At 62.6% G+C, this 21,803-nt stretch carries 19 protein-coding genes; 13 read left to right on the top strand and 6 right to left on the bottom strand.

Annotation, left to right across the window (positions count from 1 at the left end):
• Position 1: 1 nt before the first annotated feature.
• Both JQ573_RS35035 and JQ573_RS35030 read right to left on the bottom strand, forming a co-directional pair.
• Entirely contained in the window at positions 2-3,289 is a 3,288-nt protein-coding gene (locus JQ573_RS35035; protein ID WP_212319063.1) for a UvrD-helicase domain-containing protein, read from the bottom strand.
• Entirely contained in the window at positions 3,286-5,898 is a 2,613-nt protein-coding gene (locus JQ573_RS35030; RefSeq protein ID WP_212319065.1) for a PD-(D/E)XK nuclease family protein, read from the bottom strand. The genes JQ573_RS35035 and JQ573_RS35030 overlap by 4 nt, the downstream gene beginning before the upstream one ends.
• A gap of 756 nt (positions 5,899-6,654) precedes the next feature.
• On the opposite strand from JQ573_RS35030, the gene JQ573_RS35025 reads away from it, so the two are divergent.
• The 3 genes from JQ573_RS35025 (at position 6,655) to JQ573_RS35015 (ending at position 9,694) form a co-directional block, all read left to right on the top strand.
• On the top strand, positions 6,655-7,866 hold the full coding sequence (locus JQ573_RS35025; RefSeq protein ID WP_212319067.1) for a helix-turn-helix domain-containing protein: 1,212 nt from the start codon (positions 6,655-6,657) through the stop codon (positions 7,864-7,866).
• A 660-nt stretch (positions 7,867-8,526) separates the two neighbouring features.
• Positions 8,527-8,985 (top strand): hypothetical protein, encoded by a 459-nt coding sequence (locus JQ573_RS35020; protein ID WP_212319069.1) that lies wholly within the window; start codon positions 8,527-8,529, stop codon positions 8,983-8,985.
• Positions 8,986-9,049: 64 nt separating this feature from the next.
• The gene (locus JQ573_RS35015) at positions 9,050-9,694 is read left to right on the top strand and encodes a DUF3800 domain-containing protein (RefSeq protein ID WP_249132650.1); all 645 of its coding nucleotides are present in this window, start codon (positions 9,050-9,052) and stop codon (positions 9,692-9,694) included.
• A gap of 129 nt (positions 9,695-9,823) precedes the next feature.
• Here JQ573_RS35015 and JQ573_RS35010 read toward each other — a convergent pair whose 3' ends face one another.
• The 3 genes from JQ573_RS35010 to JQ573_RS35000 form a co-directional block, all read right to left on the bottom strand.
• Complete coding sequence (locus JQ573_RS35010) at positions 9,824-11,059, bottom strand: abortive infection family protein (protein WP_249132649.1); 1,236 nt, start codon at positions 11,057-11,059, stop codon at positions 9,824-9,826.
• 1 nt (position 11,060) lies between these two features.
• Positions 11,061-12,197, bottom strand: coding sequence for an RHE_PE00001 family protein (locus JQ573_RS35005; protein WP_212319071.1), 1,137 nt, complete (start codon positions 12,195-12,197; stop codon positions 11,061-11,063).
• 267 nt (positions 12,198-12,464) lie between these two features.
• A complete protein-coding gene (locus JQ573_RS35000; protein WP_212319073.1) occupies positions 12,465-12,665 on the bottom strand; it encodes a hypothetical protein in 201 nt (66 codons plus the stop codon).
• A gap of 122 nt (positions 12,666-12,787) precedes the next feature.
• Here JQ573_RS35000 and JQ573_RS34995 point away from each other — a divergent pair, with 122 nt between their 5' ends.
• The 7 genes from JQ573_RS34995 (at position 12,788) to repC (ending at position 19,810) form a co-directional block, all read left to right on the top strand.
• On the top strand, positions 12,788-13,066 hold the full coding sequence (locus JQ573_RS34995; protein WP_212319075.1) for a type II toxin-antitoxin system Phd/YefM family antitoxin: 279 nt from the start codon (positions 12,788-12,790) through the stop codon (positions 13,064-13,066).
• Entirely contained in the window at positions 13,063-13,500 is a 438-nt protein-coding gene (locus JQ573_RS34990; RefSeq protein WP_212319077.1) for a type II toxin-antitoxin system VapC family toxin, read from the top strand. Before JQ573_RS34995 ends, JQ573_RS34990 begins: the two co-directional genes overlap by 4 nt.
• The gene (locus JQ573_RS34985) at positions 13,497-14,585 is read left to right on the top strand and encodes a hypothetical protein (RefSeq protein ID WP_212319079.1); all 1,089 of its coding nucleotides are present in this window, start codon (positions 13,497-13,499) and stop codon (positions 14,583-14,585) included. Before JQ573_RS34990 ends, JQ573_RS34985 begins: the two co-directional genes overlap by 4 nt.
• A gap of 12 nt (positions 14,586-14,597) precedes the next feature.
• Complete coding sequence (locus JQ573_RS34980; protein ID WP_212319081.1) at positions 14,598-15,770, top strand: site-specific integrase; 1,173 nt, start codon at positions 14,598-14,600, stop codon at positions 15,768-15,770.
• 364 nt (positions 15,771-16,134) lie between these two features.
• On the top strand, positions 16,135-17,340 hold the full coding sequence (gene repA / locus JQ573_RS34975) for a plasmid partitioning protein RepA (RefSeq protein WP_212319083.1): 1,206 nt from the start codon (positions 16,135-16,137) through the stop codon (positions 17,338-17,340).
• A gap of 79 nt (positions 17,341-17,419) precedes the next feature.
• Entirely contained in the window at positions 17,420-18,418 is a 999-nt protein-coding gene (gene repB / locus JQ573_RS34970) for a plasmid partitioning protein RepB (protein ID WP_212319085.1), read from the top strand.
• Between the two features lie 159 nt (positions 18,419-18,577).
• Positions 18,578-19,810: a plasmid replication protein RepC gene (gene repC / locus JQ573_RS34965; RefSeq protein WP_212319087.1), complete on the top strand. Its 1,233-nt coding sequence runs from the start codon at positions 18,578-18,580 to the stop codon at positions 19,808-19,810.
• A gap of 516 nt (positions 19,811-20,326) precedes the next feature.
• Here the strand turns inward: repC and JQ573_RS34960 are convergent.
• On the bottom strand, positions 20,327-20,755 hold the full coding sequence (locus tag JQ573_RS34960) for a helix-turn-helix domain-containing protein (RefSeq protein ID WP_212319089.1): 429 nt from the start codon (positions 20,753-20,755) through the stop codon (positions 20,327-20,329).
• 84 nt (positions 20,756-20,839) lie between these two features.
• Between JQ573_RS34960 and JQ573_RS34955 the strand changes: the two genes are divergently transcribed.
• The 3 genes from JQ573_RS34955 to JQ573_RS34945 are packed head-to-tail and all read left to right on the top strand — an operon-like array spanning position 20,840 to position 21,801.
• Positions 20,840-21,265: a mercuric transporter MerT family protein gene (locus JQ573_RS34955; protein WP_212319091.1), complete on the top strand. Its 426-nt coding sequence runs from the start codon at positions 20,840-20,842 to the stop codon at positions 21,263-21,265.
• Positions 21,266-21,284: 19 nt separating this feature from the next.
• Positions 21,285-21,578 (top strand): cation transporter, encoded by a 294-nt coding sequence (locus tag JQ573_RS34950; protein ID WP_212319093.1) that lies wholly within the window; start codon positions 21,285-21,287, stop codon positions 21,576-21,578.
• Between the two features lies 1 nt (position 21,579).
• Entirely contained in the window at positions 21,580-21,801 is a 222-nt protein-coding gene (locus JQ573_RS34945; protein ID WP_212319095.1) for a mercury transport protein, read from the top strand.
• Positions 21,802-21,803: the final 2 nt, after the last annotated feature.

The following is a 21,803-nucleotide window of genomic DNA, read 5'->3' as shown; positions in this document are numbered from 1 at the left end:
GCTACGTGGGCTCGATCCAGAACACTTGGCCTGCGGTCATGTAAACGACAGCGCCCCGTTGCGCATTCGTGACGCGCAGATAGTCGCGCAGCTGCGCTGCGTGCGCGCCGTGCGCCGCCGCGGTCGGATTCACGTCCGACTTCCAGTCGATGACGAGCGCAATGCGGTTTCCCTCGATCGCTGCCGCGTCTGCGCGTCCGGCGAGGTAGTGCGGCGGGTTTGCCGCCCAGAGCGGGATTTCAGGAACGAGTTGCCCGAGAAGGGGCGCGAGTTCGGGGAGGGCCAAAGTTCGCAGGGCCGTCTCCGCCATTTCGAGCGCGTCGGGTCCTCCTTCGTCCCTCTCGTCGCGGACGTTCGATTGCAGCTGGACGAGTAGCTCGGCCGCGCGCGCTGCCGCCTGATCTCGGAACGAGCCGAGCTCGCCAGTGAGGAGCTCTTCCATAAGCTTGTGCAGAATCGTACCGCGCAGCGCGCCCGCTCCATCTATCTCCGGCAGCGCATGGGATGCGTCGTCGACAACGAACGCATCCACAATCTCGGCGCCGCGATCCGCGTCGCGTTCGCTTGGGCGGTCCCATATGATCGGCGGTGAAGCAACCGCCAGTCTCTCGCCTTCGGCGGCAAATACGGTTTCGGTCTGATCATTAGCGACGGACTGCACAACGCCCGAGACGGGCTCAGGCAACATGTCAGCTTGGATCTCGGGAAGTTCCTTTTGCCCGAGATTTATCACCCTCGACCATGAGCGTGAGGGTGCGCCCGGAAGCTCCGGGATCACCAGCAGATCTCGGGCGCGCGTCGTCGCGACATACCAAAGCCGTTCGCGCTGCCGTGCCTCGCGAAACTCCTCCTCTTCGCGGGCAGCCGCAAGCGCAGGCGGTTCGATACCTCCGATGATCCAGTGGATCGTATCGTCGGATTGCCGATAGACAAACTGGTCCTGGGGCTTGAACTGGCTCGATGAGTTCACCGTGATGACGACGGGCCATTCGAGACCCTTCGCACTGTGCATGGTGACGATCTCCACCGAGTCTTCGGAGGCGTCGACCCTTCCCTCCGGATGCCGGCGCTTGCCCTGCCATCCGCGTTGGAGATCGAGCGCGAAGGCGCGGAGACCAGCGACGTTGTAGGGCCTGGCGAGTTCGACGATAGCGTCAAGGTTCGCGAGTGCACGCGCATTCCGCTGGCCGTGCCGTGCCGCCATGACCACTCTCAAGTTAAGGCGCTCGATCGCGAAGGCGACAAGTTGCATCGGCGTGAGTTCGGCGGCCAGGCGATGAAGCGCTTGAAGCTTTACCAGGACGTCCCTTGCAAGGGGATGGGCCACTTCGTCCGATGGCGTGCGAAGCTGGAAGCGGCGACGGCCGTCCTGGTCGGGAGAGAGCGCCGCCGTAATATCAAGAAGGTCTTCGTCACGCAGGCCGACAACTGGGCCTCGCATGAGCGCGCCAAAGGCCAGCGTGTCCAGCGGGTCTGCAATCGCGCGAATGAGCACGAGAACGTCCTGGAGCTCCTGCCGCCGGAATAGCGCATGGCCCGCTTGAGAGGCGACCGCGATGCGCCGGTCTTCGAGGGCGCGCTCGTAGCGCCAAAGATCCCTGTGGGTCGGCGCGAGCAACGCGATGTCACCTGCCCGCAGGTGCCGCTCCGTCCCGTCCGGTCGGCTGATCTTCAGTGCGCCGATCAGGCGCGCGCAGAGCTCGGCGACGGCCGACGCTTCTGCTTCGCGCTGTTCCTCGGCGTTCGCGTCTCTCTGAACGTCGACTGTCAGTTTCGCGGCCGCTCCGAAAGGCAATGGCGGCACCTCGAGGGTCGGCGCGAGCGGTACGAAGCCCGGCTGGCCCGCCTTATCGAGAACGTCCTGGAACACGCGGTTCACGTGCGCGATAATTTCCGGGCGCGACCTGAAATTCGCGGTCACCGCAAGCAGGCAGCCATTCTTTGCCTTCGCAATGACGGACTTGGCGAGCGCGTAGGACTCCACGTCAGCGCCGCGAAAGCGATAGATCGCCTGTTTAGGGTCGCCAACGAGGAACAGCGCCCCGGGTCGCAAGATGGCGCTGCTCCAAGTCTCGGGATGGGAGTGCGCGGCGATGCAGACAACGATTTCCGCCTGCACTGGGTCGGTGTCCTGGAATTCGTCGACGAGCAGGTGCGCGTAGCGGCCAGCGAGCCAGGCGCGAATGTCGGCATTCTCGCAGATCAGCGCTCGCGCCTGCCGCAGCAAGTCATCGAAGTCAAGGACGGCCGCCTCGCGCTTTCGCCGATCGTACGCGTCGATCACCCCGCTCAGGTGCGCAGCCAGTTCGTGCACGAGGCCTTGCGCGATGGCGCCGATCAATGCCCGGTAAGCCGATCGAACCGTTTCGAAGTGTTCGGCTGCTTCCTGTCCGCGACGCCGCCCGTCTGCTTCGCCGAGCGCCTGCCTCCAGGCGCGCACCCTGTCGTAGGGCAGCAGGTCGATGCTCCTCTGCCGCATCATGCTGATGCGCGGGGGCTTCGTCAGGCGCCAGAGCGCGGAAAATCCGCTGTGCGCGTGATCGCCCTCGAAGAACGCAGCTAGGCGCTCAAGATCTCCGATGAGATCCGCTGTCCACGTCTCTCTGGGTCCCGCGGCGTACCAGCGGGAAAATGCCGTGACCGCGTCCGCGAAAGTGCGGTCCGGCCGAGACGAAAAATCCGGGGCGGGCACGGTCGCACCACGATGCTTTCGCCGGAGGTCGGCTAGTTCGCGGATCCGCTCCACAACGCCCAGGGGGTCGTCCTTTGCAAGAACCGCGACCGGGCCGTCCTGCTCGCCGTCCTGCGCCAGCATCCCCTTCAGCCAAGCCGCAAGCACCTCATCGAAGAGGGCGTCAGCGATGGTTTCGTCGACCACGCGGGAACCAGGGTCTAGGGCGGCGTCGATCCCGTGCGAGCGAAGGATGACCTGGCAAAAGCCGTGAATCGTCGTTGCCGTGATTTCCCCGATGCGCGGGGCGGCCGCATCGAGCTGCGCACGCATCGCGTCGCCTAAGGGAAGCGCGAGAATTCCCGAGAGTGCGGGGGGCAGCCTGTCATTGCGGAGCTCGTTGATGGTCCAGCGTATACGCGCCTCGAGCTCGCTCGCCGCGGGCTCGGTGAAGGTGATCGCCGCGATCTTTGCAGGATCAATTCCGGTCGCGATCATCATCGCGACGCGAGCGGCCATCAACGACGTCTTACCGGTGCCAGCCGCGGCCTCTACCAGCATGTTGCAGTTGAAATCAGTGAGTGCCCGCCTGCGGGCGTCGAAGTCGGGCACGCTCACGGGCTGCTCCAAAGCTTGTCGAGCGCACCGTTTGCCTGAGCAAACGAACGACGCTTCACACGGCGATACGAATCCAGGTCCGCCGGCAGGGCAACGGAGAGCGGGTCGAAGAATGCCGGCGCCGGTCCAGGCGCGATCTCGCCACTGCGCTGCAGGCGAGCGCCCGCGTCGGTGAACACGACCGCCTGCTCAATGGCCTTTTCAAGCTCCTCGTTTGTCAGGCTTAGGGTGCGCGCGGGGTCGTGCTTGAGGTACGTCAACTGCGAGCTCACGCTGCGAAGCTCTGGAAGCAGGGAACGCACCGCAAGGGCGTAAAAGACGCGCTGAAGTTCAGCACCGCGATCGAACACGACCGGCTTTTTTCGGTCAGGCGCCGTCCCGACCTTATAGTCAGTGACGATCGCTGCGCCGCGCGCCGCATCTTCGTCGAATCGATCAATCCTCCCCCGGAAGGAAACGCCGGTCTGCCCGATCGGGACGGGTGCGAGTGTGATCCACGGGTGAGGCGCGTCGCTTGGCTCGCCGAAGGAAAGCTCTGTCCAAGTCACGCCGCGCTGTTCGCCCAGAGCTTCTGTAAGGCCTCGCAGCGCACGCTCGCGAGCCATCGCTATTGTATGGCTCCAGAGAAGGCCGGGTGGAACGGCCCTGGCGATCGGCCACGTGTCGGCAAGGCGCGTCGCCTCTCGATCCAGAGCGATCCCGATCTCGTCGGCGTTTCGAGGGACGCCGTCGCGCAGCACGCCTCCGATGAGGGAGTGAACGAGTTCGCCGAACGCGCGATGGTCGAGCGCGAGCGGCTGTGGGTCTAGGTTAGGCTCTCGCCAGTGAAGCGCGTATTCCCAGACGAACCCCAGGGGATCGCACAGAAGCCGGTGGAGAGACGTCGTGGATTGAAATCCCGCGAGGGCATCAACGATAAGCGGGTGGTCGGGGCGGACCCGCCCATCGTGCGCGGTGTGCTGCTCGCTGTCCCACCATGCTCGCCAGCAGGCACGACTTGCGCGCACCTGCGGGTCCTTTCCGGCGTCGGCGGGGCGGGCATAGAGGCGATCGCTCTCGCTGAAGGCGTGCGCGGGGATTGCGCTGCGCCCGACAACGCGCTCCTTATCTCTCGGCCACAAAGTACTGGCTGCCTGCAGAGACCCCGTCGCACTCCTGTAAGCGCGTGAAAGTGTATAACTCTGCGATTGATCGATGATGATGTCATGCATCGCCTGATCATTTTCGGCCGCTTTAGCAGACGGGAGTCTGAGATGTCCCAGCAGGTGTTGCGGCAACAATGGGCTCTCGCTTGACCGTCTCGGCCACGCGTTTGCGTCAAGCCCAATGAGGCGAACATGCGCGCGAGGGGCTGCCGCTAGGTGACCGGCCGGTCCCCACGCGATCGAGTTTCCAGGTTCGCGTCCGTCGGCCACGCGCAGCGCCTGCAACGAGAGCTCGATGGCTTGCGGGGGCGCCATACGCAACGCGTCGCGCCACAAAGTCAGTGCGGGTCCCTTCAAGAGACGGCGCCCGACCGCGTCCGCAGCTGCGATGCCGCGGGCCAAGTCATCCAGAATCGGCAACAGTGCGCGCTCCGCGAGATCGCCGTTTGCTCGCTCGCCCCGCGCTTGCTCGAGAGCGTGCCGCCAAAGTCCGGGACTTGTCAGGGCCGCGCTCCGCCGCAGGCCCTTGGCCCAGTCACTGGGCAGGCCTTCTTTGGCCGGGCTGCGCGTGAGTCGCGCAAACAGGAGCCTCACGCGCTCTTGCGACAGCCCGCGCAGCAGGATGTCCCCGAGGGCAGCACAGGCCTGCCCTTCGCGGGTCGCTAGCGCCGGGATACCGTGTGTGAAGTGCACGGGAAGGCCCGCCTCCCGCGAGAGAACGAGAAACGCGTCGTCCCACGCCGCTGGCGTAGCGGCCGAAATGCCGATCTCGTCGGGAGAGGCTTTTCCGGCCGTCACAAGCGCGCGCGCCCAGCGCAACGCCTCTCTCACTTCGCTTCGTGGATCGGCGCAGAGATCGGCGCAGAGGAGCAATGCTGCGCCTGAGGGACGTGTCTCAATCTCTCCAGCGAACCAGGCGCGCCCACTGTGTTGTGATCCAATCCATCGGACCGGCACGGCCTCGCAGAGCGCCTGTAAGAGCGGACGCCAAACGGGCTTGACGTCGGGAACGCCTTGAATGGTGACGGCGCCGACTAACTTCGGCGCGAATTGAATTCGCTGCAGGGCCGTTTTGACCAGATCAGGAGGCGACAACATTCCTGGCGGCAGGGCGCCTCGCACGCGGCGCTCAAGCAAGGTGAAGTCTCTGAGACGCGCATTGTCGGGCAATGAGGCCGGGACTTCCATGTCCCACCAGTCTCGGAGAGCGGACAGCACAGCCACCGGCATCCCGGGCAGCTGGCAAACCTTGTCAATGTCCTCGTATCCGCCGGACTCGAGCGCCTGCCGTATGGCCGGATACAGGATTTCTTGCGTTGCCGGTGCGATGAATCCCCCGGCGATCCGTGCGGCGAGCAGGGGGAGCGTCAGGATTTGGCGACCTGTAGCCCCTTCCCGCGCGGCATCGAGACGCCGTATTCGCAGCGCCAAGGGGCCGTCGACAACCTCACTATGAATCTGCATGTGGCGCCCCCCACCGGTGCCGCCCACTTCGCGCCTTATTTGTCATCCGGCCGTACCGGGTTCGCGTTAACAGCCGCAGTATTGTGGACCGCGCCGACATCTTCAAAGAATCTCCAATGGCCGGTACCGCCCTGCCTTCGCCTCGCGCAGTCCAAGCTCCGCGACCGGGGCCTAGCGCGGCGCGTGCGGTAACCTTCAACTTCTCGGTGATCATCCCGTGGTGATGACCGGCCCTGGCAGGATGTAGTCGATGAGCGCCAGCAGGTGGAAAATGCCGGAATTTTGCATCGGCGTCACGGGCGCCGGATTCTCGGTTAAATGTCTGGTTCAAGGTATCTTATCAAATAACGGCTCTCTCTCAAACTATCCATCAATTGCTAACGTATTGAAATCGCTAATTCCTCATGCGCAGGGCTAGACGGCATACACAGACCGAGGCCGAAGGGATGGGGATAGAACCGGGATGAGCGTGGTCTTTATAGGGTGCCCATCATGAAGGTCTTTTGGTCCTGGCAAAACGATGTATCGCGAAACGCCACCGCCACTTCATCAGAGATTGTCTCGAGGAGGGCCGCCCATCTTGGCCACTAAAACGATCTTGCTCGGCTTTCGGCTCATTCCAGGTTGCTGCGACAGGGCGGAGGTCGACGGTGTAAATTGCCAGCAACTAACGCCGATATGGCGTATCGACATGGTCCTGAGCTGCCGATTTTCCTTTGGCCGCCCGTCGGAATGACCTCACGGCGCGAGTATATGATGGCTTCTTTTGATCTCATCGACCTCCTGGCGGGGGCAAATGAAAACCTCGGCATCGAATTCAAGGCGTGGATGGACCCAACGAACCTTGAGGCGCGGGCGAAGCTCGCCCGACATATTGCCGCGCTGGCGAACCATGGGGGCGGATACCTGATCTTCGGGGTTGACGATAAGACCCGGAAACCTCTCGGCGCGACGGAGTTGGATCTGGCTCTATTCGGCCAAGACGCGATCTCGAACATCGTCAAAAAATACCTTGAGCCGCGGATTCAAGTCCTGGTCGACTACATTCAGTACGGCGAGGCGACCTATCCGGTTGTCATTGTCCCCTCGCATGGCGCGCGCCCGGTCGTCGCGATTGCCGACGGGCCGCAGGACGACCGCGGCAAACCCATCGGGATATCCCAAGGAACGGTTTACGTTAGGATGGCGGGACCCGAGAGCGCGCCGATCCGCAGCGCGGATGACTGGAACACCCTTTTCGATCGCTGCCTTTCCCATCGGGCTGATCTGCTCGGAAAAGTCCTGCGGCAGTCGCTTTCTCACCAGTCCAGACCGGATCAGAAAGTCGTCGCTTTCCTACAGGCGGCTCTTGATGACACGGCTCTAGATTTCACCGCCCAAACTCGGCTTTTAGCCGATAAAGCTGATCCTAAGTATCGCAACGACATTCTCCGGGCAGGGACAAATTACTCTGCTCTTGGGTATGCGCTCATCGATAGCGAAGGAAGGCTTGTCGAGATCCCCAATCCGAGAGCGGTGAATGACCGTGTCTCTATCGAAATGCATCGATACGCTTATATGGGCTGGAGTTCATTCTTGCCCCTGAACGTGCCTGAGCGAGCCCCTCAGGTTCGTATGGGCATGATTGCCGGACAAGAGGTTACGTATCTTGAAGGCATGCGGCTCGAGAATACCGGTTTGATCAGCGCTGCCTTCGACTACTGGCGGATCTATGACTGCGGAATCGGCGCCATTCAAGGTGTCGAGCGGCACGAGCACCTCTGTTCCCCTGCAGGCAAAGGGCATGGTGTAGAGCAACGAGACCATGTGCCGGCGGCGGGATTGGAAATAGTCGACGGCCGCGCCCACTGTGTCGAGCGTGATCCTAGGTCCGAAGGTTTGGCCATGGGTTCTGAAAGCGCTGGCAATCGCGGCCGTCTGCAGCATCGTCTGGAGGTAGCGACCGACGACGCCAGCGTCAAAGCGTAGAGACAATGTCTCCCGAACGGCCCGGAACACTGGGGCGATATCGGACAAGAGTCGCTCGTCGAGAGGGATTGCGCAAAGCCATGCCCTTACACGCAAATCCTCGATGCCAAACCGTGGCAGGTTGATGAATTCCTCGACGGCACGGATCGTCCCATGCCACGACGTCACAGCCTCCGTTCGCCGATGTCGCGCGAGGAACGATAAAAGGCCTTCGCCATGAGCGACCAATTGCGCTTCAATCAGCGACCGGACGTCGTCACCGTAAATTCTCCGAAACCCAGAAGCCGACGGCGGCGATGCAGCGCCCATTACGCAGTCACCTGGTGCTGGCGGTCTGATTGAACTTTGAAACCGGCGGTATGCTCACCTGCCGCCCGACTCAAAATACGGGTCGTCGAATATCCACTTCATTCCCACCCCTGGAATCGTTTTTGTCTTTCGGCATTTGTAGCGCAAATGCCCGCAACAATCCTTTCGCCTTTCGATGATTAGCGAAAGCTCCCGCCGCCCCAGATTCTGATCTGCCGCGATATCTACGGCTCGATCCTCACACCCGTACGGTCGCCTCCGGGAATATCCGGTGATTTCTTGCCTCCGGTCTTGAGACCGGGACTTATCCTCATTAGGATTCTCATTAGAAAAAACTAACGAGGATTACGCATGACCATGCTTTTGGCCGAAATACCCGATCAGAGCGTCAAAGGCGTTCTCGACGCGCTGGCCCCTTTCGTCGCACCGGAGAACATCAAACTCTTCGGCCCCGTCCCTCTGCCAGCGGTCCAAAACGACGACGAGCTCACACAGCTCGCGCAGTCTGTCGTTGCCGCCGTTCGCCCGAAGCCGAGCCAACCTCTTCGCAAAGAGGCTTTGCGGAAGCTGCTTGGTGGGCATGACACGTTCAGCGATCAACGCGGCGAACCCGATCCGGCCTTGCGGAACGCCATGGGTGCTATCTCGAAGGCGCTGAAATCAGTCTTCTTTCATGATCAGGCAGTGCACCGGCTCGCAGTACCAAAGAAAACGCATTTCCCCGATGGCTCATATCGCGGAACGGTCTACGTCTTAACGCCCCTCGGTGAAATCGTGCGCGACCTGTTGAAGGCCGAGAAGGCGATCTGAATGATCAATGTGTCGAGCGACGCTAGCAGGCCCCACGATTCTCGGAGAGGCTGCGTTCGACGCTATGCTCGCGGCGTTCCAACACGCCGCTAAGGCCAAGACACAAGAAGCTTTGACGGCCCTGGTCGATGCCGCGCGCACGACACGATGGCGAGAGCTGCCGGAAGCGCTGGGACCACTTGCGAAATACGCAGCGCCAGAATGTCTGTCGGCAATTGCGACGCCCGGCGTGAACACCGACGCTGCCCTGGTGGTGTTGCAGTCGCTCATCAATCGAATGGAAGCGATGGCTGAGGGCGCGTATCGTGTTGAACACGATCAATCGAAGAATCTGCTTACGTACCACGACCTTCTTCAACGCTTCATCGATCACGATCAGGAAGTCGAGTTTCAACAGACTGAGATTGCATCTCTGAAATTCCCGCTGAAGCTCACAGAAGTCACCCAGGTCGACTCCAAGACAAGTCCTGCGGTACAATTGGCCGACGTCATGATCGGCGCCGCGATCGAGGCAGCAAATAATATGACTGGGCTAAAATCCGGCGGGTTAGACCCAGAGGCGGTGCTGTCGCTCTACGCCGACAATCAATTTATCCATATGGTTCCATCAATCGACTTCGAGGAGCAGCGCCGTTTCAGGCAAGGTACCCAGGCGTCTGAGTTGATCGATTATTTTTCTGCAAACTTTTCAGGGCCGCGCAAAGGGTGAACCGACCCGGACGAGCCTGTCCAACTATTTCCGGGGCGAAGCCCACGTCCGAGAAACACGCAATGCCCTGCACGGGGAAAAGCCGCGGGCGCGTCACCGGCGTTTCTCCCATGGCCCGCCCTCGGATCATCAACTCCCTTTGCGCCCACCAGTGGTCGCTTCGGTCCGTCCGCTTGTATCGGCCTGGCGGGCCTCCCAGGTGGCAACAAGGAAGGTTGCCATGGCACCGGCCAGATTAACAGCTAGCTCGGCATGCCGGGCCTGCGGGCGCGCGCGCTTCGGTCCAGGACTGTGCGCATCGCCCAGTTTATTTCGGAGCGCTCCAAGCGATTCGACCACAGATTGGCAACTTCCAAGGATCTGCTTGAATACCTGCTCCGTATGATCGTCGGGTGCAAGCTTCAAAACCTTTGACAGCTTGCGATAGAGCACGGGCAGATCGTCCGTCTCCTGCCAGGTTTCCCCTGCCTGATCGAGGATCCATTTGCTCACATCTTCCAGCAATGTGCGAGCCAGCGTGATCGCGCCCGCAGGCTCAGAAGCGCGTCGGTCCAATGCCATGGTCCATCGCGCATGAACCTGCGTGGGATCGAACACCTCCAGCGTTGCCGAAATGCTCTCGTCCGCGGGAGAGCCCTTTGGCGCCGGTCGTACGGCATAAAATGGGCTTCCGGAAATTCGTCCTGCCAAGGTCAACGTGTAGCCATCGTGCCTCAAAATGCCGTCGATCTTCTCGGCCAGTTCAACCTGCTCAGCCCCCGAAAACGCATCTGGAGCCGTGACCGCGGCGAGGAATTTGAACAGCTGCGCACGCGAGCACGTCAGCAGACCCAGCGTCTCCAACACGTCGCGCTGGGTCAGGTCATCATTCCGGATGGTGTGCCGGTGCAGATAGTCCTCGAGAGACGCCTCAGCGCTCGGGTGGGGCGCACGGAGCGAGGCGACGGGCCAGAGGCTGCGGATTAGCTCCAAGTCGTCGATCTCTCGCGCCAGCGGACGGCCTTCGAAGAGAGCAATCAGGCGGCGTCGGGTCAGCGTCGTCACCGCCGGCTTACCGATTTCGTCGATTTTGGCCAGTTGCTCGCTGAGCTGGAAATGGCTCTCCTCGGCGACAAGTTGGCGTGTGCTCGCGACCACTTGTTCGGCCGAGACCTCCATGATGCGCTTGTGGGCGTATTTGAATTTACTGGAGAAGGCTTCCTGATCGTCGCCATCGGCGAGGTTGAGGCGTCGACACAGGCCCGGCACGTCATAAGCTTTGGCGTCAGCGATCGCAGACGCCAATAGCTGTCGGAGCTCCTTGATCATCGTGGGTGGCAAAGATACGGGCATAGTGCGGTACATTATTCGCTTTGAATCGGCCATCCTAAAGAATTCCCCAGGCTCGATACCGTCCTCGCCCGGTCGCTTCGCGGAGCCCGAGCTCCGCGACCAGGTCTTGGGCGGCCCGCGGCGTGATCCGCAACTCCGCGGCGATCATGCCGGCCGAGACGATCGGTCGGGTCAGCACGTAGTCGAGCAGGGCCGGCAGCCGGGAGGTGGAGCGGCGGCCGTCGAGCTTGCGGGCGAGCAGGGTGCGGGCGGTCAGCCAGCGATCGTGATCCTTCAGCCCGGCTGCGGCCGCGGCCGTGATGGCCTCGAGCTGGACGGCAAGGCGCCCGGCGCTAACACGCGCCCGCCGCCGCTCCCGCGGAATGGATTTGAGGCCGTCATGGAAAGAGGATAGGTGCCAGCGCGTCTTGCCCCGCTCGCGCAGCAACGCCGCGGCGAGCAGCCGGCCGAGCCAGGGCGTGTGCTGCAGTGGTTCGAGCGCGCTCCAGGCGTCGGCGGCGATTGCAGCCGCCAAAGTCGGTGGCAGAGTGTGCGTCTGGTTGACGACCGCGCGCCATGCGTCGAGGCGTTCATCCTCGTCCCAGTCAAGGTCATACACAAGCGGGTCCCGTTCCGACGAGCGGCTGGTGGCAATCTCGCCGGCAAGAGTGCGGTCGGCTTTGGCGATCGCCGCGTCGACGGCGGCGAAGGCGTCGGCCAGTTGGTCGTCGGTTGGGGTTACGCCAAGCGGTGCGTCCAGCTCGGTCTCGTCGAGATCGGCCTCCCCTCCCCTGTCCTCCTTCCGCTCGTCGGTCTCTTCATCCCGGTCGCCGCACCCTTTCCTGCCCCGCAGCCCGGCGAGCCCGGCCGCCGAGAGTGCCCAATCGGGTTTCGCCTCGGTAACGCGACGCCGCGCCCGCAGCACCGCATAGGCGCGGGTCAACTCGTGGGTCGGGGCACGGACGTCCATGCCAGCGTCGTGGAGAACGAGATCTTCCAGATGGACGAGCTCGCCCTCGAGCCACAGACTGGCGCAGGCGTCGGTGAAGTGGGTTCGAGCGATCCAGCCCTCGCGGATCGGGCTTTTGGCGAGCCGCTCGTCGAGCCGCGCGAGCGCATCCTCGGCGGCGGCGAGCGGTCCGGCGATTGTTGTCCAAGGGAGCGGATCGGGGATCTGGTAGGCTGTCGTCAACGCGTTGATAACCTTCTAGAGATCAGTGAAACGGAAACTATCATGCGAATAGCTTCCGTCATAGCGATGCCTGTTTCCAAACGCTTCTCACTATCGATAACTACCTCTTATCGATAGTGTTGGACATGAATCCGCAAATCAGCGATTCTGAGCGCCCTCAGCCCGGAAATTCACGCCCGCCGGGCCTCCGATCACGAGAGAGGATACGCAGCCGTTGCCAGCCCCTCCCCTCTTCCGGACGCATTTCGGCCGTCGCCACGATCGTCCTCAGACGTCGTCGAGCTCCGCGTTGAGGTACTCGAAGCCCGGCGCCATCTCGCTGGCCTCGATCGCGGCGATGTCTTCGTCGGTCAGATCGACGCTCCGAACGATCTGACGATCGCGGCCGGCCGCCTGGCTCCGCTCGATCGCGCCGGCCTCGTCAGCCACCGCCGACGGCGTGTTGTTCTGTTTCGCGTGACCACCCATGGCGCTTCCTTCCGTTCGTTCCCGATACTAGCGCAACGGCGACCTGCCCGCGCGGTGCCTGTTGAAAATCGCCGCAACGCCGCTTATAGTCACGATAGTCATTATAGTCACAGGAGTAGATCGTGACAACGTCCCGAAAGACCCCGGCGCCCGAATCCGACCACTGGACTGTGGCGGGCGCCAAGGCGCGCCTCTCCGAGGTGATCGAGCGCGCGCAAACCGACCCACAAATCATCACCCGCCACGGTAAGCCCAGCGTCGTCATCGTCTCGGCCGACGAGTGGGCGCGCAAGACGGTCCGCAAGGGGACGCTGGCAGAGTTTCTGATGGCTTCGCCGCTGCGCGATTCCGATCTCGATCTCGATCGGGTCCGCGATCAGCCGCGCGACCTCGAGCCATGAAGGTTCTGCTCGACACCAATGTGCTGTCAGAAGTCAGGCGGCCGGCGCCGGAGCCCAAGGTGCTCGCCTGGCTCGATACGATCGACGAGGACCGGGCCTTCATCAGCGTGGCGTCGATCGCCGAGCTGCGGCGGGGCATCGCGCTGATGGACGACGGCCGGCGTCGCGAAGCGTTGGCCGCCTGGCTGGCGGTCGATCTGCCGGGGCGCTTCTCGGGACGAATCTTGCCCATCGATCCGGCGATTGCCGAGCGTTGGGGCGACGTCATGGCGCAGGCGCGCCAGAGCGGCTTTGCGCTCTCCGTCATGGACGGCTTCTTTGCAGCCACGGCGCTCGTGGGCGAGCTCGTGCTCGCGACCCGCAACACCAAGGACTTTGCGCCGCTTGGCGTGTCGCTGTTGAACCCCTGGACCGACGAAGGAGCGCCGGAATGACCGCGCCTGTCCGCCTTCCGGATGCGGCTTCCCTTGAAACCGCCCTGGCCGGGCTGGATCCGGTCTCGGCCGACACGGACCTACTCCCTGCTCTCACCGCCGCCTTTCCGGGCTTTGAATTCGGCATCGCGCGGATCGACGACGACTATTGGCGCGATACCCTGTCGGTGATGCGGCCGGACGGCACGCGGCTCGGTGAGCTGCGGCCGTGGATGATGGCCGAACTGGCCAAGGAGAACGGCGACGTCATGGCGGTCTGGCAGCGATTGAAGGAGACCGATCTGCAGATCACCGAATGGCGCGGCTCCAGCGCCTTCGTGTCGGCGCCGACCGGACCCGGCGCGGCCGACTATATCCAGATTGCGCTGGGACGGGAGATCGAATGGCGCGCCGGCCCGATCGTTAACCCGGACTATCGGCCCTGGGGAGAATCGGAACTGCTCGATCCGAGCTGGCCTCGGACTGAACAGCTCCCCGACTCGGATCGCCTTGCCGGCCCGGTCTACCGCCTGCTCGGCCGCGCCGGCGGCGCGGTGATCCATGTCCGCAGCTTCCTCGATCGCTGCGGCCGCGTCGAGCGGGAGAAGCGGGAGGCCAAGCGGCCCGAACTGGAACGGCGGGTCATTCGCGAGGTCGGGCCGGGCGGAACGCGGGAGACGCCGTTCCTCGATGCGGTCCCGGACTATTTTGATTTCGTGCCGAGAGAGCTGCGGTTCTTTCAGGACTGGGAGGAATCGAGCGCCAGTCCGCAGCGCGTCTTCGCGCATTGGGCGCTCGACGTCCGCGATTACACCCACAAGGGCGAGCGCGAGGTCGGCTTTATTCCCCGGCCGCTGAAGCCCCCGAAGGAGCGGCTGCTGATGACGCCGGGGGCTTCGGTGCATGCTTTGATGGATCGGATCGAGTCCGTCGACCGCGAGGTCGGCCTGCCCTTCGTCTGGTTCTTCCTGATGACGCATGGCCATTGGGTCGACCCTGACGTCGGGCTTGCGATCGCTGAAGGCCTGAAGAACCAGCGCATCCGCCTTCCCGACCCCGACGCCCGCGTGTTGCTGCGCTGGGCGGATCGAAGCTACGGCTTCTGACGGAGCGCCACCATGGACGACATCACCCCCCGCGCGCTGGCCTCCGACCCGGAAACCCGGCGCGCCCTGCAGCTCGACACGCTCTCGGCCATCCTGCCGATGGAGCGGCGAGACCGGCTCGCCGAACTCCTGACCGACGATGATGTCGCGACGCTTAAACATCTCGCGCGGGAAGGCATGGGCGAGAATACGCTGCGGGCGCTAGCGTCGGACCTTGCCTACCTCGAGGCTTGGGCGCAGGCCGCGACCGGCGCGTCGTTGCCGTGGCCCGCCTCGGAAAGCCTGGCGCTGAAATTTGTGGCGCACCACCTCTGGGACCCGTCCAAGCGCGAAACCGATCCCCAGCATGGTATGCCGACCGACGTTGCGGCCGCGCTGCGCGAAAGTGAGATGTTGCGCAGCCCGGGCCCGCATGCGCCTTCGACAGTGAAACGGCGGCTCGCAAGCTGGGGGACCTTGCACCGATGGAAAGGGCAGGAGGGGGCGTTCGCCTCGCCGAGCCTGCGCTCGGCGCTTCGGCTGGCCGTGCGAGCCAGCACGCGACCGCGTCGGCGCAAAAGCAAGCGCGCCGTGACTCGGGATGTTCTGGACCGGCTCATCGCAACTTGCTCGACGGATCGGCTCGCGGACACCCGCGACCTCGCGATTCTGCTGCTCGCCTTCGCCTCTGGCGGGCGTCGGCGCAGCGAAGTAGCGCGGCTGCGGACCGAGCAGCTCAGCGAGGAGCCGGCGGTGCCGCTCGATCCGCGTGATCCGAACTCACCGAAGTTGCCGTGCTTGGCGATCCAGCTCGGCCGCACCAAGACCGGCGACGCCGACGATGAGGGCAGGGTGCTTCTGGTCGGGCCGCCGGTCGAGGCGCTGCGCGAATGGCTGGAGCGGGCGGACATCAGCCAAGGGTCGATCTTCCGCGCGATCGATCGCTGGGAGGCGATCGAGGAGAGGGCGCTGACGCCACAGTCGATCAACCTGATCGTCAAGCGCCGCTGCGCAATGGCGGGACTTGAGGCGAGCGAGTTTTCCGCGCACGGGTTGAGGTCGGGGTATCTAACCGAGGCAGCTCGCCAAGGCGTTGCTCTGCCGGAGGCGATGCGACAGTCCCGGCATAGGTCCGTCCAGCAGGCCGCAGCCTACTACAACGAGGCGGAGCAAGCGATGGGCCGAGCGGTGCGGCTTGGGGTTTGATCGTTCAAGCCCGGTGTGCCCCGCGACAATTTCTGGCGCCAAGTGCCGAGATGGATCGGCTGCCCAGCGACGTGGGTAGCCGTTTGGGTGATCGCAGAGACCAATCGGCTCGAGTCTTTAAATTGACAGCCGTGCAGAACGCAAAATTTATCTGTGAAATCAATTGTTTGAATGTCATTTACAGGTCATTTTTTGCGCCGCATGGCGTGCCGGGGCTGTTGTTCGAAGCCTTGGGGGAGCGGCACTTTTGACTACCGTTAACTTTTCGTTAACGGAAAAATCCTTGCTCGATCAGGAGAATCGGGCATCATTCACACTTCAGGCGTGATTTGCGTCGGAAAAACGCTATTTGGGACCCACAAAGATGGACGCGATTGCTGCCAACACCGTCGATCTCGATTTCGACACGACCATCCTTGAACAAGGCGAGCGGGTTTCCGACAAGCTGAACATATTGCGATTCGAGCAATTTCCGCCGGACGCGAACAAGGGCCTGCGCTCGTTCTCGCTGGCCGAGGTTGCGGAATTCCTGGGGGTCACCCCTAGCCATATCAAAAAGCTGCACCTGGAGGGCAAGGGGCCCGAGCCTGAAACGACGATGTCCGGACGGCGGACTTACACCGCTGAGCAGATGACTGAGCTCCGCCAGTTTCTGGACAAGCATGGTCGAGCGGATGTGAAGCGCTACGTTCCTCATCGAGGGGCAGGGGAGCAGATGCAGGTTCTGTCGGTGGTCAACTTCAAGGGCGGCTCTGGCAAGACGACGACAGCGGCGCATCTGGCCCAATATCTGGCTCTCACCGGTCACCGCGTTCTTGCTATCGACCTCGATCCTCAGGCTTCGCTATCGGCATTGCATGGGATCCAGCCGGAGCTGGACAAAAACCCTTCGCTGTACGAGGCGCTGCGTTACGACGAGGACCGAAAGCCGATCTCACATACGATTCGACCAACCAATTTTCCGGGGTTGGATATCGTGCCGGCGAACCTGGAGCTTCAGGAGTACGAATACGAGACGCCCCTGGCGGCGTCCGACAGAAGTTCGACCGAAGGGCGAACGTTCTTCACACGAATCTCATCAGCACTCAGAGAGGTCGATGACCGCTACGATGTCGTCGTTATCGATTGCCCGCCTCAGCTCGGATATCTCACCCTCACTGCGCTAACTGCATCGACGTCTGTTCTGATCACGGTTCATCCGCAGATGCTCGACATCCTGTCGATGTCTCAGTTCTTGCTGATGCTTGGCGGCATCCTGCGCTCAATCAAGGGGGTGGGCGCCACGGTGAAGCTGAAGTGGTTCCGCTACCTCGTTACACGCTATGAGCCGACCGACGGCCCACAGGCCCAAATGGTGGGATTCATGCAGGCCATGTTCGCGGGAAATATGCTCTCCCATCACATGCTGAAATCGACCGCGATTTCGGACGCGGGCATTACGAAACAATCCCTCTACGAAGTCGAAAAATCGCAATTCATTCGGGCGACCTACGAACGTGCCATCGAAAGCATGAATGCGGTCAACAGCGAGATCGCGGACCTGATTCACAGTGCGTGGGGCCGGCGATGAAGGTGGAATTGACAGCCGTGCAGACATTGATTTCTGCCAGTCAAATCAGCTATTTGGACGGCAGATAGAGGGCTTGCTGATGCGAAAGAACTTGCTTGGCACCATTACCGGCGCAGACACCGTCCAAAGGAATCCTGAGATTCCTGCAGCTACGACGTCGACCCGTGCTGATTACGCGATGCGTGGCGCATCCGGTGCCATGAGGCGATCGCTGGACGAAATCGTCGAAGCTTCCCAGCGGATCATGGACGGAGAAACGATCATCAGCCTGGATCCCGCGTTGATCGATCAATCGCCGGTCCTTGATCGGATCCAGGAGGATGACGAGGAGTATGCCGCATTGCGGGACCTGATCAGGGAGTCTGGGCAAGATACTCCGATCCTAGTTCGTCCTCATCCCGTAGGCGGCGGGCGCTACATCGTCGTATTCGGCCGCCGGCGGCTGAAGGCTGCGCGCGAGCTCGGCCGACAAATCAAAGCCGTTGTCAAATCGATGGACGACACGACAGCCATTGTTGCGCAAGGGCAGGAGAATGCCGCGCGTTCTAACCTGTCCTTTATCGAGAGGGCGCGCTTCGCCAAGAGGTTGGTGGAGCTCGCCTACAACAAGGATACGGTAAAGGCCGCATTGGCAATTGACGACACGTTGCTGTCGCGCATGCTGTCGGTGGTCGAACTGGTCCCAGACGTCGTGCTGGACGCCGTCGGTGCGGCAAGGGGCGTCGGCCGCGATCGCTGGGAAGAACTGAAAAAGATCGTGCAGACTCCGGCAAATGCCGAGAAGGCTTTGTCGTTTATTGCCGGCGAGCCGTTCGCCGAAGCGCAATCAGACGACCGCTTCAACAAGCTGTTGGGTTTCTTGCAGGGGCTGCAAAGACATCGGACGAAAGGAAAAAGCGCAAAGCCCTCGACCTGGTCGCCGGCCGACCAGACCGTCAAGGTTACGGGAAAGAGTAGCGGAAAATCTTACACCCTTGCGCTCACGGCCAAGGATGGCCCCCAGCTCGGCGCTTGGATTTTGAACAACCTGGAGTCGATCTATCGCGACTTCAGAGAGGCGAAGCAAACAGGAGATTAGACGAGCAAAAGAAAAAGGCCCCCGAAACGACGTCCCGGAAGCCCTTCTCTGTAGTGTGGCAACTCTGAGAATCTCACTTCCGCGAATCACAGTCAAGAGTCCTTGACGCCTGTTTTTTCGGCGAGCGGATTTCTTTTGCCCTAACCAAGGGTGAAAAACATGGAACCGCGCCTATCAACGACGCCCTTTGGGCGGCGATCGCTGACTCTTGCCCATGTGGCAAGCCAAATGGGGGCCACGGCACGATCGCCCGAAAAGGTCGTGCATAAATGGAACATCTTCCACGCCATCTGTACGGCGCGGCCGCGCCTTGGGGTGTCGGAGCGCTCGCTTTCCGTGTTGAACGCGCTTTTGACCTTCCACCCGGAGACGGCACTGACAGGGGAGGACGACCTCATCGTCTTTCCGTCCAACGACAAGCTGACGTTGCGGGCACACGGCATGCCCGCTTCGACATTACGCCGCCACCTCGCCGTCCTGGTCGACGCTGGGTTGATCATTCGGCGCGATAGCCCAAACGGCAAACGCTACGCGCGGAAAAGCGGCGCCGGCGAAATCGAGCTTGCCTTCGGCTTCGATCTGTCACCGCTCGTCGTGCGGTCAGAAGAGTTCGAGCACCTGGCGGCCGACATCGAAGCAGAGGCGCGCGCGCTCAAGCTTGTGCGCGAGCGCATCACGCTGTGCCGGCGCGACATCGCCAAGATGATTGCCACCGGCATCGAGGAAGGCGTCCCGACGCGCAGGGGAGGGCAGGGGCCGGCCGACTGGCAGGAAGTCCACGCCGCCTTCAGGGCAATGCTAGCCCAGATTCCGAGGACCGCTACGCGTCAGCAGCTCGAGCCGATCGCGGACGAGTTGTCTCAACTCGCCGACGACGTACTCAATCTGCTGGAGGCACACATCAAATCCAAGAATCCGAGCGCCAATGAGTCCCAGTCTGAGCGCCACATACAGAATTCAAATACAGATGCCCCTATTGATCTTGAACCTAGCCTCCAAAAAGGCGGGGCGGGGAGAGCTGAGCCAAAACTTCAACCATCGCGAGTCGCGGAAGGTTCGTATCCGTTGGGAATGGTCCTGAGTGCATGTCCGGACATCGTCGATTATGCGAAGGGCGGGATTTCGAACTGGCGCGATTTCCTGGCCACCGCGGCCGTTGTGCGATCGATGCTGGGGATCAGTCCGAGCGCCTGGGAGGAGGCGCAAACCGTCCTGGGCGAAACGCAAGCGGCGGTCGTCGTCGCATGCATCCTGCAGCGTGGGACCACGATCCGATCAGCTGGCGGCTACTTGCGCGGACTGACGCGGAAGGCGGAGGTCGGGGAATTTTCCCTTGGGCCAATCCTGATGTCGCAGATCAATTCCCGGCTGCACGAAAAGCGGCGGGCCTGATGCGATGGGAAGTCCAGTCTGTGCCTCGCAACGATCAGCGTCCTGGGTCGTTGTGGTGGCGCGCCTGTCAATCGGCGTTGGAAGGGGACCCGACCCCCATATCGGCATCCAACAGGATTCCATGCCGAAACACAGGAGGGCAGCTTGCGGTAACGTGTCCGACGCGAGAGACCGCGATCTGCGCGATTTTCCTGGGCGATCGCGCGGGATACGGCTGAGGAACTCATCAAGCGCCGCATCCGCAAGACGACCGGACGCAGCGTCAACGTCATCACCCGTTGGGCCGCGGCGCAGGCGGCCGGCTATCCCGCCGGTATTTGGGGTACGCCCGCTACATCGCCCCCTGGCTGAAGTGCTGCGTTCCGACAAGCGCGCCATCTTCACCGCCGCGAGCAAGGCGCGTGAGATCGCCGACTGGATGCACACCCGGCAAGCCAATGCTCATCGGCACGACGTCAGGGGGCGCCGCATAGGCGCTCCTCTGCCGGCCGTTTCAAGGGCTCCAACCGGGTGCGATCAGTTGACCGCACCCGGTTGGAACAACGTTTCGATCAGCGGGCATTCCGGCAACGTGCCGTCGGCGCATTGTGCGACCACCTCCTTGAGCACCCGCTCCATGCGTTTCAGATCGGCGATCTTCGCCCGCACGTCCTCAAGGTGTGCGGCGGCGACGGCGCGCGCCTCGGCGCAGGGCTGGTCGCGCTCATCGACGAGACGCAACAGCTCACGGATTTCATCAAGGGAGAAGCCGAGCTCGCGCGCCCGCAACACAAAGCGAAGGCGCCGCTCATGCGACGTGTCATAGTTGCGATAGCCGCCGGCCGTGCGCGGCGGTTCGGGCAGAAGACCGACCTTCTCGTAATAGCGGACGGTCTCCAGATTGCACCCCGTCCGTTGGGCGAGCTCGGCTCGCTGCAGGCCCTTCACCACGGCGTGATCGCGCATCGCAAAAACCCTCTTGACCCTGTAGCGACTACAGACTGCATGGTACGGCACGCATAGGGTTTCGGCAAGGAAGAGTGGTCGGACATGATTGCATCACGATCGGGAACGGCAGCGGTCACGTCGGCCGCAGCGAATCCGCCGGCGTCGGAGCGTGGCGAGGTCGGACGGCAACGTCTGATCGCCGTTGGCGGCATTCTCGGCGCGCTCGCGGCGTCGTCCTGCTGCATCGTTCCGCTCGTCCTGTTCAGTATCGGCATCGGCGGCGCCTGGATCGGCAATCTGACGGCGCTCGCGCCCTACAAGCCGCTCTTTGTCGCGGCGACGGCAGGCCTTCTCGGCTACGGCTTCTACCTCGTTTATTGGAAGCCCAGACGGGCCTGCGCTGATGGCGCTGCCTGCGCACGCCCCATTTCCAGCCGCCTCGTTCAGCTCGCGCTCTGGATCGCGACCGTGCTCGTGGTGGCTGCCTTCGCCTTCGACTACGTCGCCCCGCTGCTGCTTCACGCCTAATACCAAGAGGAGACCTCCCATGAAGAAGAGCTTGAGCGCGTTCGCCCTGATAGCCTCCGTGATGACGGCATCGACTGCCTTCGCCGGCGAGCGCACGATCACCTTCGTTGTCGACAATATGACCTGCGCCTCGTGTCCCTACATCGTGAAGAGTTCGATGGAGGGGGTCCTCGGCGTCGCAAAGGTCGCCGTTTCGTTCCGAGCCAAAACCGCGATCGTGACCTTCGACGACGCGAAGACAAACCCAGCCACCATCGCGGCCGCCAGCATGAACGCGGGCTATCCAGCCCATCCGGTGCAGCAGGGCAGTTGAGGTGAATGACCGCGCCCTGATCGGTGCAGGCACGGCTGGCGCCGTCCTCGCCGCGATCTGCTGCGCGGCGCCGCTGCTCGCCGGAATCCTGCCACTGGCCGGCCTCGGGGCGTGGCTGGCAGGTGCGGGTCTGGTGGTGCTTCCCCTGATGGGAGCGTGCTTCGGTCTCGTCGCGTGGGCTATCCATCGTCGCCGTGCAAACGCCGACTGCGGCAAGACCTAGAT

It is taken from the genome of Bradyrhizobium sp. AUGA SZCCT0105, from assembly GCF_018129565.1.
Lineage (GTDB): Bacteria > Pseudomonadota > Alphaproteobacteria > Rhizobiales > Xanthobacteraceae > Bradyrhizobium.
This window is presented reverse-complemented; position numbering and strand designations above follow the sequence as displayed.